At 50.1% G+C, this 14,870-nt stretch carries 8 protein-coding genes; all 8 read left to right on the top strand.

What is annotated here, in order from left to right; all coding sequences use genetic code 11:
* Positions 1 to 99 precede the first annotated feature (99 nt).
* The 8 genes from BN3795_RS05000 to BN3795_RS04965 all read left to right on the top strand — a co-directional run bounded on the left by BN3795_RS05000 (position 100) and on the right by BN3795_RS04965 (position 14,798).
* Complete coding sequence (locus tag BN3795_RS05000) at positions 100 to 1,050, top strand: carbohydrate ABC transporter permease (RefSeq protein WP_068783611.1); 951 nt, start codon at positions 100 to 102, stop codon at positions 1,048 to 1,050.
* Positions 1,051 to 1,866, top strand: coding sequence for a carbohydrate ABC transporter permease (locus tag BN3795_RS04995; RefSeq protein WP_068783610.1), 816 nt, complete (start codon positions 1,051 to 1,053; stop codon positions 1,864 to 1,866).
* Between the two features lie 29 nt (positions 1,867 to 1,895).
* The gene (locus BN3795_RS04990) at positions 1,896 to 4,256 is read left to right on the top strand and encodes a glycoside hydrolase family 65 protein (protein ID WP_068783609.1); all 2,361 of its coding nucleotides are present in this window, start codon (positions 1,896 to 1,898) and stop codon (positions 4,254 to 4,256) included.
* The gene (gene pgmB, locus BN3795_RS04985) at positions 4,253 to 4,933 is read left to right on the top strand and encodes a beta-phosphoglucomutase (RefSeq protein WP_068783608.1); all 681 of its coding nucleotides are present in this window, start codon (positions 4,253 to 4,255) and stop codon (positions 4,931 to 4,933) included. The genes BN3795_RS04990 and pgmB overlap by 4 nt, the downstream gene beginning before the upstream one ends.
* Before the next feature lie 104 nt (positions 4,934 to 5,037).
* Positions 5,038 to 6,831: a sensor histidine kinase gene (locus BN3795_RS04980; RefSeq protein WP_068783607.1), complete on the top strand. Its 1,794-nt coding sequence runs from the start codon at positions 5,038 to 5,040 to the stop codon at positions 6,829 to 6,831.
* Positions 6,828 to 8,429 (top strand): response regulator transcription factor, encoded by a 1,602-nt coding sequence (locus BN3795_RS04975; protein WP_068783606.1) that lies wholly within the window; start codon positions 6,828 to 6,830, stop codon positions 8,427 to 8,429. The genes BN3795_RS04980 and BN3795_RS04975 overlap by 4 nt, the downstream gene beginning before the upstream one ends.
* Positions 8,430 to 8,542: 113 nt before the next feature.
* Positions 8,543 to 9,817, top strand: coding sequence for an ABC transporter substrate-binding protein (locus BN3795_RS04970; RefSeq protein WP_068783605.1), 1,275 nt, complete (start codon positions 8,543 to 8,545; stop codon positions 9,815 to 9,817).
* 73 nt (positions 9,818 to 9,890) lie between these two features.
* Positions 9,891 to 14,798, top strand: coding sequence for an S-layer homology domain-containing protein (locus BN3795_RS04965; protein WP_068783604.1), 4,908 nt, complete (start codon positions 9,891 to 9,893; stop codon positions 14,796 to 14,798).
* The last annotated feature ends 72 nt before the right edge of the window (positions 14,799 to 14,870 follow it).

Here is a 14,870-nt window from a genome sequence, read left to right as displayed (position 1 = left end):
ATTATGATGAAGTGGAAGCTTCGATTCCTCTGAAATGGGGCTCGAAGTCATACTACATTATACGAACAAGGGATTCGTAAAAGCGGAAGGAGCTACACCATGACGCCGAATTTAAAAACGCAGCGTTCCCTGAAACGGCCCCATCGGGGATTTGCCTCCAAAGTGGCCGGATTGGGAAATTCATCGACGTTTGTAGGCTATTTGTTTGTCGCCCCCATCTTGATCTTGATGGGCATCTGGTTTTATTACCCATTGGCGCAGTCCTTTATTTACAGTTTGCAGGACATCAGTTTCCTGAATCCGGAGGCAACGCAATTCGTTGGTTTGGGCAATTACGCGGAAATTATAAAAGATGCGGACTTTTGGACGGCCTTTGGCCATTCCATGACTTTGACCGTTGTCGCGGTTCCGCTGCAAGCGATCATCGCCCTAGTGATTGCCGTGAACCTTAACAAGGTGCTCCATTTGAAAGGGATGTTCCGAACACTGTATTACATGCCGTATATCACTTCGACGATTGCGGTGACGACGGTGTTTATGTATTTGTTTATGCAGCATGAAGGCATTGCCACCAGGCTGTTGACTTGGTTTGGATTTCCCGATGTTTCGTGGTACGCCAACGTGACCTATGCGTTGCCTTTCCTGATGATTTTAACGATTTGGACTTACGTAGGTTTCTATATGGTGGTGTACTTGGGGGGACTGCAAACGATTCCGAATGATATTTACGAAGCGGGGCGCGTGGATGGCGCCAATGGATGGCAGCAATTCTGGAGACTTACGGTGCCGATGCTGAAGCCGGTGACTTTTCTGGTTCTGATGTCGGGCATTATCAATGTCATGCAGTTGTTCGACCAGCCTTATGCCTTGGCGAGAAACGGATCGCTTGGCAGTCCGGCCGGGGCAACCAGCACGATCGTGACTTATTTCTACAGTCAGGCGTTCAACTTCAATCGCTCAGGTTACGGGAGTGCGGCGGCCTTTATTATTTTCGCGATCATCATCGTGTTGTCGATGCTGCAAAAACGCTTTGTTCGGGAGGAGATTTGAGTGGCGGACAGCCGGAAAGTTCATGTCTTGCGTTATTTGTTGCTGTGCACGTTTTCCATTTTCTTCATCGTGCCTTTTGGTTATGCCATCTATACGTCTCTATTGTCCAAAGCGGATATCGGCCATCTGGTCCTTCCGGGGCGGTGGACGTTTGAAAACTATCAGGATATTTTCGTGAATTCCGACGTTCTCATCTGGTATAAAAACTCAATCATCGTAACCTTGGGCATTCTGGTCGGGAACCTGATCGTCAACACGATGGCCGCTTACTCCTTAGCCCGCTTGAACTATCGGGGCAGAGGCGTCGTGTTCTTCCTGGTGATCGGGATGATGATGGTTCCGTACCAGGTCATGATCATTCCGATTTTCTCCATGATTGTGGATTTGAAATGGCTGAACAGCTATCAGGGACTCATCGTCCCCTTCTTGTTCCAAGGCTTCCTCGTTTTTCTGATGCGCCAGTTTTTTATGACGGTTCCAAGGGAGCTGGAAGAAGCGGCAGAGGTAGATGGCTTGAACAAAATCGGTATTTTCACCCGCATTATGCTGCCCCTGTCCAAAGGAGCGATCGGCACGCAGATCATCTTCAGTTTCACCGGAACCTGGAACTCCTTCGTCTGGCCGGTAACTCTGGTGAACGATAGCCGCTGGTATGTCTTGACCGTGGGGCTGAACACGCTGAAGAACCGGTATTTCGAATGGCCGAACCTGACCATGACCGGGGTAGTGCTGTTAACCGTGCCGATTATTATTGTGTTCCTGTTCTTTCAGCGTCATATGGTGCAGGGAATTGCAACGACGGGATTAAAAGGATAACCGAATTTGACCGGAGAGGAGAAGTAAGCATGATTGAATATGGAGGGAGCGCGTGCGGGAGTGAAGGCTGGGTGATCGCGGAGAACGCCTTTGATCCCAGATTTCTGGCAAAGTTTGAGACGATCATGTGCCAAGGGAATGGCTATCTCGGGCTTAGAGCTGCCACGGAAGAGGCCTATCCCGGGGAGCGGCGGAATTTATTGATTGCGGGCACTTTTAACCGATTTGCCCATCGGGAGGTTACAGAACTGCCGAATGCGGCGGATATGGTGCAGCTGGACATCTCCCTGAACGGCGTCCAGTTTCATTTGGAGAGAGGCACGATTCACCGTTATCGCAGGGAATTGGACCTGCGGCAAGGGGAACTCCGGCGTGAAATCCTCTGGGAGGACGAAGCGGGTGTCAGGTACGAATTCGTGTTTCGCCGCTTCGTTTCGATGAAGGATCGTCATTTGATCGGGATGCGAATGGAGATCACCCCGTTGAATCGGGAGGCGGATATTAAGATTCGGTCGGGAATTAACGGGCAAATGACCAATTCGGGCGCACAGCACTTTCTGGAAGGGGAACGGCGCATTTTTGATCGCGAGATGCTCCAGCTTACGGCCACTACCACAGAGTCCGGGATAGATTTTGTGCATACCTGTCATCACCGATTGACCCGGGATGGAGCCCGCCTGACTTCATTCCCCGTTCCGTCCATGGAACGGCGAAAAGTCATGCTGACTTATACGGTTAAAGCGGAATCCGGTCAATGCATTGCCTTGGAGAAGCTGGCGACGGTTCATACAAGCATCGATCCGGAGTGGACTGAAGAACAGCCGGCAAATCTCCGCCCCTTGCCGGATATCGCCCGCAATCATCTTGCGGAAGCGGCACAAAAAGGCTTTGAACAGCTTTACGCCGAAAGTGGAGAGGTCTGGGAGCGGCAATGGACAAAGGCGCGGATTGAAATCCGGAGCGCAGACCCTTTTGATCAACTGGCGATCCGTTTTGCCCAGTATCATTTGCTCCTGATGACGCCGGCTCATGACCCCCGGTTTTCCGTGGGGGCCAAGGGGTTAACGGGGGAGGGGTACAAAGGGCATGTGTTTTGGGATACGGAAATCTTCATTCTTCCTTATTTTATATATACGGATCCGAAGGTCGCCCGCAATTTGGCCGAGCACCGCTACCACACTTTGAACGGCGCGAGAAAAAAGGCGAAGGACAATGGATATCGCGGGGCGATGTATCCTTGGGAGTCCGCCGCAACCGGCGAGGAGGAAACACCCGAGTGGGGACCCGTTGACGTGGAGACCGGGATGCCGACCTTTATCTGGACCGGGAAAATCGAGCAGCACATTACGGCGGATGTGGCGTACGGCATCTGGCATTATTATCAAGCAACCGGTGATCAGGAATTTATGGACCGTTACGGGTATGAAATCATTTTGGAGACGGCGGAATTCTGGGCAAGCCGGCTGGAGTGGAATGAAGAGGAGCGAAAATATCATATCCGTGACGTAATCGGCCCCGATGAATATAAGGAGCATGTCAACAATAACGCATTCACCAATTATTTGGCTTACTGGAATATTACAAAGGCGATCGAGTGTACCCGCAAATTCATGCAAGCGCAAAGCGAGGTTTATGTTGCGCTAAACGGCCGCTTCGATCTGCCCGCGAGATTGCAGGAGTGGGAGAAAATCGTTAACCTTATCTATTTGCCGCAGCCGGATGCGGAGACGCTTCTCATTCCGCAAGACGACACATACTTGCATAAACAAGTCATTGATTTGGAGAAATACCGGAAGCAGGAGCAGGTGGCGACCATACTGGCCGACTACAGCATGACCCAGCTCAGCGATATTCAGGTATCCAAGCAGGCGGATATTCTGGTCTTGTTCTATTTGCTTGAGGACTGGTTCTCCCCGGAAACGAAGGCGGCCAATTGGCATTATTATGAGCCGAAAACGCTGCACGACTCTTCGCTGAGCTTGTCCACGCACAGTATTCTGGCTTGCGATGTCGATGAAGTGGAGCTGGCGTATCAAATGTTCGCCAAGGCTGCCCGGATTGACCTTGGGCCAAATATGCACAGCAGCGACGAGGGAATCCACGCCGCGTCGATCGGAGGGATTTGGAAGGCGGTCATTATGGGCTTTGCCGGAGTCCGATCCTGGGAGGGAACGCTGCGCCTGAATCCGAAGCTTCCGCCGGCTTGGGAGTCTTTATCCTTCCCGCTCTCCTGGCGGGGCGAAAGTCTGCAGGTGAAGGTAACCCGCGACAAGCTGACGATTCAGCGGCTGACCCAAGGCTTGGAACCGTTGAGTCTGTCCATTTACGGTCAGACCCACAGGCTGAAGGATACCATTGTGGTAAATCTACTTGAGGTGATCGGCGAATGAATAAAGAGCATCGGAAAATTCGGGCAATGATCTTTGATCTCGACGGCGTAATTACAGATACGGCAAAATACCATTATGAAGCTTGGAAGCTTCTCGCCGATGAGCTTGGCTGTCCATTTGACCGGAAGTTCAACGAGCAATTGAAAGGAATTGACCGCATGGCTTCCTTGGAGAAGATACTGAGCCAACTCCCCGACGGGGGCAAATTTTACACGATGGAGCAGAAGCAGGAATGGGCCGCCCGTAAAAATGAAAATTATCAACTTCTGATTAAGCGGGTAGACGAATCGGACATTTTGCCGGGCATCCTGGACCTGTTTCGCGATCTCAAGCAGGCGGGAATTCCAAGCGGACTGGCCTCGGCAAGCCGTAACGCCAGAACCCTCGTGCGGCAGTTAAAGGTGGAGTCTTACTTTGACGTGATCGTAGATCCGGCGAGCGTGGCGCACGGTAAACCCGCTCCCGATATTTTTTTGAAAGCGGCGGAGGAAATGGGGGTGGATCCCCGTTATTGCGTTGGGGTGGAGGACGCGGAGGCGGGAATTCGGGCGATCCAAAGCGCCGGCATGTTTGCCGTAGGCGTAGGAGACGCGGATGCGCTATCGGCCGCTGATTTTATTGTGGCAGAGACCGGATTGCTTACACTTGAAAAAATAAGAAAGCAATTTGAAAGATAGTAGAACAGAAGCCGCTATGTAAGTTGAACGTTGCTTTCCGACCGTCTATAACGTTCAACTTACATAGTTTATGGATTGTCGCGTAAAGGAGTCGATATGCGTTAATGTGGAAGCGATTTCAGGATCGAAGCATTCGGCAGAAGCTGTTTTTGACCTATTCGATACTCATGATTGTCCCTCTAGTGGTGGTCAGCATTTACTTCTATACCTATGCCATGTCGATATTCGAATCCCGTATCGTCAAATCTTTTCAGGAGACGAATCGGCAAATGGTCTCCACGGCGGATTCCTTCGTCAGCGGTATGATCAAATCGTCGGAACAGCCGTTCTATGACCAAACGCTGATGGAAATTCTATCGAAGGATTACTCCGCCGTGCCTTATGAAACCTTCGAGAAGAGTATGGACTACCGCTATATTAGCGACAGCGTATTTAAGAATCTGATGACGTTTAATCCTAGCATCGATTCGATTTTAATCTATCCCGTGAACAGCACTTTAATTTATCGAAGGGGCTATGATACGACTTTTAATTATAAATACAGTCCTGTGAATGAACCCTGGTACCGGAAGATTCTGGACAATGCGGAGAAGCCGGTTCTGATCGGCATGCACGAGGAGAAGCAGATGTACGCCAAACCCCGTTCCGTATTGTCCGTGGGCAGGGTGCTGGTGGATGCAAACAACTATCAGAAGTTGGGGGTGCTGCTGGTTAACTTCCGGGTGGAGCAGTTAGAACAGCTGTTTAGCGGACTTACGGACAAGCGGGATGTTAATCAATTTATCGTGGATGAACAAGGAACGGTGGTGTTCAGCGCGACGCCGGGAATGATTGGGGCGGATCTCAAGCAACTGATGGGTGAAATTGAACGGGGAAATCGCAATTACTATGTCGTTCATCATACATCGAGTGTTTCGGGCTGGGAGTTTTACAGTCTTATTCACCGCAACAAGCTGTTTGCCGAAATCAATCGGATTCGCAATTTTGCTATGTTACTGGTAGGGTTGCTCGTTGTACTCGGATTCGTAACGGCGTACTTCGTATCCGGCAGTATTTCCAATCCGATCCGCAGGTTGAACCGCTTAATGCGCAAGGTCGAGAAAGGCGACTTTAATGTGATTTCCCGGCAGGACAGTCTGGATGAAGTGGGGCATCTCTCCCGTTCGTTTAACCGGATGACGGCCGAAATCAAGGAATTGATTGAACAAATCAAACTGGAGGAGAAGAAAAAAAGAAGTGCGGAGATGAATGCGCTTCAAAACCAAATTAATCCCCATTTCATCTACAATACGCTTTCGGTCATTAAATGGATGTCCCAGGCCCAGATGGCGGACAACATTACGGATGCGATTGATGATATGATCCGGGTTTTGTCCTTTTCCACGCGCAATACCCGGGAATTTGTCTCGATTGAGGAGGAAATGACGTTTATTCGGAGTTATCTCGAACTGCTCCAACTGCGCTACTATAATGTGTTTGACTTTGAGATGGATGTCGCGCCGGAAGTCCTGCCCTACAGGACACTGAAGTTTTTGGTACAGCCGTTTGTGGAAAATGCGGTATTTCATGCGTTTGCCGGGGATGACCGGCAATATGTTCTGAACATCCATGCGGAGCTTGTGGAAAGCGATATCCGATTCACCATCTCCGACAACGGATGCGGGATCGAGCCAGATCGGCTGAATGAGCTGCTGCAGCAGGAAACGTCCAATGAACAGACGATGAATTCGATCGGAATCGGGAATGTGTCCCGGAGATTGAAGCTTCATTTTGGCATGAGGTATGGGGTATCCATTCATAGTCATCCGGATGAAGGAACAACGGTGCGCATTCTAATCCCCGCGATCTTGCACCATTCGGAACTCAATCAAGCCCGTGAGGAGGGAACGGCGATATGAAAATCATGATTGTGGATGACGAGTCTTTCATCCGGATGAATTTCAAGACCTTTCTGGACTGGGAGCAGCATGGTTATTATCTGGTTGGGGAGGCCTCGAATGGACGGGAGGCGTTGGAGAAAATCGATGAGCTCCGTCCGGATGTCCTCTTCCTGGATATCCGAATGCCGTTGATGGATGGGCTTGAAGTGCTGAGAGAGCTGCAGCAAAGGGAGTATTCCGGCAAAGTTATTATTCTCAGCAGCCATAACGAGTTTGAATACGTCAGGGAAGCCATGCGGCTGGGGGCCAGCGATTACATTCATAAGCCCAATTTAACCCGGGCGGCCGTGTTCGATGCTATGGTTCGCGTTCAGAAGCTGCTCCATCACCGGCCAAAGGAGGATCACCTTGCATCTTTTCAACAAAACATGGAGAAGAACCGCAATGAATTAAAAACTCTATTTTTGCGCGATCTGGCGATTGGGGTCGTTCGCCATCAATGGGAGATTGAACAAAAGAAGAAGTTGTACGGCCTGAATCTGAAGCAGCCGAATGTATGCTGCATCCTGGTGAGTATCGACCAGTACGAGAAAGTAAAAGAGCGCTATAAGAAAGGCATGGAGCATCTGCTTGGCTTTTCGATCCTGAATATTCTACATGAAGTGCTGAACCGGTACAAGGAACTGGAACTGTTTCAAATGGGGCCGAAGGAAATCGTCATCCTAAAATCCGATTCGGAAACCCGAAGTATGAACGAGATATGGGAAGATCGCTGGAGATTGATCCGCAAAATCGAAAAGACGCTAAAGCAATTTCTGAATATTCAAGTCAGTTTCAGCGTCAGCGGTCTCCATCCCGATCTGCTTGAAATCCCCAAGGCGTATCATGAAGCGCGGGAAGCTTCGGAAATGCTGTTTTTTGAGGATCGGGGCAATGTGGTAGCTTTCGAACCCGGTGCCCTAAAAGGGGATGATGCCAAGCCTCTGTTCTTACGGGCCGAGCAGGGCGTCAAAAAGGCTTTAACCGAAAAGAACGTAACGGAGGCGATCACTGTTATTCATGGGTTGTTCGACGAGATCAAGGGAAAGCGGTGTGTCGGGCGTCGTGAAGCCTTGGAGTTCTGCGTAAACCTGCACTATCTGATCCAGTCGTTCCTGAAGGAAGGAAGCGGAGAGGAGGACTCCGCAGGAATGCGGGATATTATGGCAGCGGAGCGGGTGGAGGAGCTTCGCCTCCTCTTGGTTCGGGAACTGGAGGCCTTCCGGGAGACCCGTGCGGACGGGGCTTCCACGAACTACAAAATCAAAAGGGTGATCCATTATATTCACCAAAATTATGCGCATGATCTAACCTTGGATGAACTGGCAAATTACGTCGGTCTGAATCACAGCTACTTGAGTCGTATTTTTAAGGAAGAGACCGGCTCTATGCTGATTCCTTACATCAACCGCTACCGCGTCAAGCAATCGCTTGAATTATTGAAGGATGGGAAATTGAAAACTTATGAGATTGCGGAAAAGGTCGGATTTAATAGTATTGATAACTATTATATCTGCTTTAAGAAGCTATACGGGCTCCCGCCAAATGAATATCGCAAAACTTGCTTGGGAAAGTAAAAAATCGCGGAGATATGTAAATATCCTCTGTTTGCCCCGTTATTCCGCCCAGCTAAGATGAAGGTAACACCGCTTCAAGGTGAAATTCATACTCATTAAAGGGGTAGTGACAGATGAGAAAGAACGTAGTCCTGTTATTATGCTCCCTATTGCTGATGCTTGCCGCAGCAGGGTGCGGATCGAGTTCCAATGCCGGCAGCACGAACAACAGCGCTTCAGGCAATGGCGAAGGAGCCAAGCAAGAAAAGAAGGAAACCGTCGAGGTAACGATGGCGTATTGGGCCAATGCGTCCGAGCAGAAGAACTTTGAGTTTATGGTGGACGGGATTGAAAAAGAATATCCAAACATTAGAGTCAAAATGCAAATGTATCCTACGAGCGATGAATTTTGGAAAGCGATTCCATCTGCCATTGCTGCTGGCGTAGGTCCCGACATTATCGCCATGTCTGATGAAGGAAACTACGAGTATATCAAAAAAGGCGTTTTAGCCCCGCTGGATGAGCTGATCGACCAGGTTGGGTTCGAGAAGGACCGGATTACCGCTTCGCTATACAAAGGCTGGACGGACGACGATAAACTGTACGGCATTCCTTACGATTCCTCCACCTCTATGCTCGCGATCAACAAAGCCATGTTCGAGCAATCGGGGATCACGAAATATCCGGAAACGATGGATGAGGTGGTCGAACTGGCCAAAGCCATGACCACCAACGATGTCAAAGGAATTATCGGCAGCATCGATCCTTTCCATATCACGCAATATGTACATGCTTTCGGTGGAGATTGGGGGTTCGGGAAAACGATCAATTCCAAAGAAAACGTGGCCGGCGTGCAATTCTTTGTGGATTTGTTCCTGAAAAATCAAGTTGCTATTGCCCCGATCGAAGTGGGAGCCCCATGGGACGGCGAAGTGTTCAGCCAGGAGAAAGGCGCAATGTCCACGGCGGGCCCATGGTATGTCGGCCACTTAAAAGAAGCCAATCCGGATATGGAAATGATCGCTTTGCCCATGCCGAAGGGCACGGTTGAAGCGCAAAGCGCTTACTCCCACGGCCTGTCCATTCTGGCCGGCAGCAAGCATAAAGAAGAAGCGATGTCGGTCATTAAATATGCGCTAAGGGATGAAGCGCAAGTCAACGCGATCGATGCGGTGGGTTACTCGCCGGCCGTATCCGCGCTTCTTCCGAAATATCTGGAACAAAACCCGGAATTGAAACCGGTATTTGACAATATGGAAAAAGTCGGGATGCCGTTTGCTTATCCGGAACAAACCAAAGCGTTTCATGCCGATCTGTTAAAAGGCGTGGAGGAAATTATTTTCAAAAAAGACGGATTGACGGTGGAGCAACTGCTGAACCATCTGCAAGACGAATACGGAGAAAATTAATTACCGGGCTGGACTTTCGGCTATGCCAAGGTCCAGCCGTTTCTCGAAAATCAAGAAGGAGGCAAGAGGGGCAATGAAAAAAACGCTCACCAAACTAACCTCGCTGATCCTGTTGGGAGGTCTGCTTGTTACGTCGATTGGCCCGTTTCAAACTGCCCACGCCGCGCCGGGGCTGCAGGTTACGGAAGGCCAGGTTCAAGGCGAATACAAGCTGGATCTGTCGCAGGTCGGCAATGTGGACTGGCTGCATCTTAAAAGGGACGCTCAAGGGAAGATGGAAGTAATTAAAAAAGCTTCCTCCAGTACCGTCACTTTCAGCGTGTATGGAGACACGGAAACCGAAGGGAAAGCCGACAAGGGCGGGGATGCCAATTACTTGTCTTACTCCTGGACGGATGGCATGGCCGGGTACGAGCAAGGGGACAGGGACACCGGGTTTGGCATCTTTTTTCCAAAAGCAAGCCGCGATCCGGGGACTTACGACAATGTAGGCTGGAATTTTGATATCGCTCCGCAGTCGCAAGAGAGCACTGTCGTATTCGGAATCGGGGTATGGCAAGCGGATGCGGACATCCACATTTACAGTGACGATGTTCGGGTCGAGACAAGAAAAATAGGTGCGGGCGGTGCTTCGCAGATCTATAAGTATCAGATCGCGATCCCAGCGAACGTAAGTTTGAAAGTGGAAGGCAGATTGACACAAGTCAAAGCAAGAGACGGGAACATGACGTTTTCCGGATTGGCGCTAAGCAGCGCGGACGTTGTCGACAAAATTGCTCTGCAGAATGAATATAGCAAAGTTAAGGATATGACGCAGGGGCTATTCACGGACGTTTCCTGGCAAGCTTTCGTAACCGCGAGGGAAACCGCCAAGACCCTCCTTGAGAAGCCGGATGCAACGCAGCAGGAAATCGATGACGCTCTCCAAGCTTTGTTAGACGCTCAGGCGGCTCTCAAAAAGAGAGAGACCCGGATTAAAATTGACTTTATGGGCAGCGGATCGAAAGAATATACTTTCGGCGCTAAAGGGGACCAGCAGGACAGATATCAGACGTTTACGGTTAATGAAAGTTTCGAGATGGAATATGTTCAGGTTGTAGTCAATAGAGCGAACGAGCCGGTCAGCGATCTGTTGGTTAAATTGTATGCGACAGACAGCCAAGGACTGCCGACAGGGACGGCATTGGCCGAGACGTCCGTCGCTCAGAATCAGGTGATAAGCGGCGCGATCACAACGGTTCCGCTCCAGTATGCTCTAACACAAAATACGCGGTACGCCCTTGTTTTATCGCAGCAAGCGCTGGGTTCGGGCGAATACCGCTGGAAGGTAATGAACAAAAGCTTCGAATCGCAAAACGAGTATTTCGGCAAATCGGTTTCGGGCGTTTTCAAATCCGAATCGGATCTCGGCACGGGAATGCTGCGCATTGTCGAGAAGAGCGATGTGGATCGAAGCGGTTTGCAGTCTCTCGTCAAGGACGCCGAACAATATAACAGAAGGCTGTTCAATAGTTCGAGCTGGTCTCAAGTTGAAATCGCACTGACACAAGCCCGTGCTCAATTGAACAATATGGATGTAAAGCAAGCGGATCTTGATCTGGCTTATGATCAGTTAGAGTTAGCCATAAGCCACCTGGTGCTGAACATTGGGCTGGATGAAGTGGCGGAACAGATCGGCTCCATTCGAAATGCGGTTGTGACTGGCTATACGGCACAATCGGTGGATGAACTGAAGAAGGCCGTTCAAGAAGCGCTGGCACTCGGTGCAGGAGCTGTGGAACAGGATCGGATCATGGCTTATTCCAAGGTGCTGAACGCACTGGAGTCATTGCGCGGGGAAGGCCAATATCAATTTGAAGCCCATCCGCAAATGACGGCTGCATTTGGGTTCGAGGGAGACAAGAACGCTTCGCTGGCTTTTCTTGACGGCTCGTATCAAATCGGGGGTTACCGTCATTATCAACATGGACCTGTCGCTCCGAAACAGATGGTCACTTTCGGTGTAACGGATACATCAAACATCAAATGGTATAATGCCGAGGGTTATCTGCCGGCATTCATCAACGAATATGCCAAGAATGAAATGGAATATAAAATCGAATCTTTTGCCAATAAACATACGGTGGACGGAAAAGATTACGTGATCAACTATTCCAGAATGACCGTCACCAATCATTCCGGCGAGACTAGATTGCTGCCCGTCGTATCGAATAACTTGATTCCCATCAATGAGGCGGCCAATCAGGTGTATACGATTGCTCCGGGGGAAACCGTGATCCGCGATTATGCGATCGAAGCGGATAAGTACGAATATTTTGACGAGGGTAAAACAGTCTTCACTTCTTTAACCAGAGAGCAAGTAGCTGGACAGGGAAATTTTGACGATAACTACAATGCGATGAAGTTATATTGGAATAACAGGCTCTCCGCCATTGTAGATCTCGATTTGCCGAATCAGGAACTGGTTCATGCTTTTAAAGCGGGTTATATCTATACCTTAATCATCAAAGACGACACTTATCTGCATGTCGGGGAGAACGGGTATGCAAGATTATTTTCTCACGACACGATCGGCATCCTGGTGCAATTAATCGAAAGCGGTGATTTTGCTTATGCCGAGGATTATTTGAACAGTATTCCTTTGACCGGAGGAATCAATATCGAGACCGGTGAAGTGGATCCCGACCAATATTGGGATGCCAACTGGAAGCTTCCTTGGGCCTATGCCGTATATTTAAGCAAAACAGGGGATGCCTCCATTTTTGATAAAATGATGACGGGGGACGACGGTTCGCAGGGAACCGTATTTGAGAAAAGAGTCAAGATCGGGGCAAGGAGTATTGAAACCGATCGCATGGGCGACGGCGGCATTATGAAAGAAACCTATGCCATCGATGATAAAGGCTATTGGACCATTGACAATTATTCCGCTCTTATGGGGTTGGCGGCTTATGAGTACATTACCCGCGAACTCTATCGGATCAAAGGGGACGCAAGCTATTTGGCGGAAGCCGATTGGGCCGAAGCCCAACATGCCGATCTGCTGACAAAATTCACGGACAAATTGCAAAAGACGATTACCGATAACGGCCTCCACTACATTCCGGCCTCTGTGGTTGAAAGCAACGACAAGAACCGGATGAGGGATTCCAGGGATGCCAACTGGGCTTCCATGTACCTGTTCGGAAGATGGCTGTGGGATGGATATCTATACGGCGCGGAGCAGCCGGAAGACAATATCAACCTGACGATGATGGATGATACTTATACGTATGGCATCGAAAGACGCATGAACGAGCAAACAACCGACTCGCCTTATAATTTTGGCGGTTATCCGCATGGCTTCTATTCCAGCGCTTATAATGCCGGTTACGGCAGCTCGGCGCTTCGCGGGGAACAGTACAGAGATATGGGAATTAAAGCGTATGAATTTATGATTGAAAACTCTATGAGCGGACCGTTCAGTTGGTGGGAAGGCGTGGCCTATCCTGCGGCATCAAGTCCATGGACGGCGACGAATGAGTGGCTAGGCCTTCAAAATACGCCTGGCGGCGGCGGATCAGCCCAGCATATGTGGGGGCAGGCGGTCAACTCCAAGGTGTTGAGAGATTCGCTTATTGCCGAAAGGATTTTTGATCAAAACGAGAAGTACGAGATTATCATTGGCCGCGGGATCCCTAAAGAATGGGTTGAGAACGCCGCGTTGCATAATCATGTCGTGGTCGAAGTACAGAACTATCCTGCCTTCCAGGGCGGTAGAGTGGGCTATAAAATCGAAAGACAAGCAAACCAACTCATCGTTACATTAACCCGCCGTTTGGAGCAAGCGAAAGCGGATACGGACAACGCCAGCTTCAGCATTCAGTTGCCTAGCATGGTGAACAATATTCTGGAAACCTCCGTCGGTGTGGTCGATGAGGGGAAAGGAATCGTTACCGTTCCAATCAACACGGATTCGGTCACCATTACGTTAGCCGATTTGCCAGGGCTTTCGGATGTCGAATTGGATTACGCGGCACTGAAAATTGGATTTACTGCCGGAGACTCGGATTCCTCGGTAACCCAAAACGTAACGTTGGGGAAAACAGGGGAGCATGGAAGTACAATTACCTGGGCTTCCAGCGATCCGGGGGTGATCTCAGAAACGGGGATCGTTAAGCGTCCTTCCGTCACGACGCAAGTAACGCTGACCGCTACTTTAGAAAAGAACGGAGTGAAGATGCAGAAGACCTTCGTTCTGACCGCCAAGGCGAAGCCTGACGGAAATCCCGGAAATCCGGGCAACGGTGGCGGAAACAACGGAGGAAACAGCGGCGGTGCCAATAGCGGAACCAACAATAATAGCGATGGCAGCCACCGTAATGACGGAACCAATGGAAATGGCACTAACAGTGGGAATACTAGTAACGGTAACAACAGCGGCGCTAAAGGAAATACGGAAACGACCTTTTCGAAGTTTACGGACATTGCGAACCACTGGGCGCGTGAAGCGATTGCGACAGCGGTCGAGAGCGGGATCATCAAAGGCTACGAAGACGGGACGTTCCGCCCGAATGGCGCGGTGACGCGCAGTGAAATACTGGTGATGCTGAGCCGTGCGCTTGGTTTGAAACAGGAAGATATGCCACTGTCGTTTAAGGATGCCGCCAAGATCCCGGTCTGGGCGAGACCTTATATTGCCGGTGCGGTCAAATCCGGATTGGCGAACGGTTACGAGGACGGAACTTTTCGCCCCGGCGCCAAGATCACTCGGATGGAATTCGTAGCCTTGGTTGCACGCGCGCTGAATTTGCAGCCCGAAACGAATGCGACCTTGCCTTTTGCCGATTCGAATCAAATTCCTTCATGGGGAGCGGGTTACGCTGCGGCGCTGTATCAAGCCGGTCTGATCGAAGGCAAAGAGAACAACCGTTTTGCCCCTAACGATCCTGTGACGCGGGCGGAAGCTGTGACGTTGCTTCTCAGATTGGCTCATGAGTAAGGTTTGAGCTCAACAAAACAAGGAACTAAGCGGGAACAGACCGCTTAGTTCCTTGTTTTGTTTACGAATCCC

It is taken from the genome of Paenibacillus phocaeensis (genome assembly GCF_900021165.1).
Lineage (GTDB): Bacteria > Bacillota > Bacilli > Paenibacillales > Paenibacillaceae > Fontibacillus > Fontibacillus phocaensis.
Note: the sequence above shows the minus strand (reverse complement) of the source record. Positions and strands in the feature narration are given on the sequence as shown.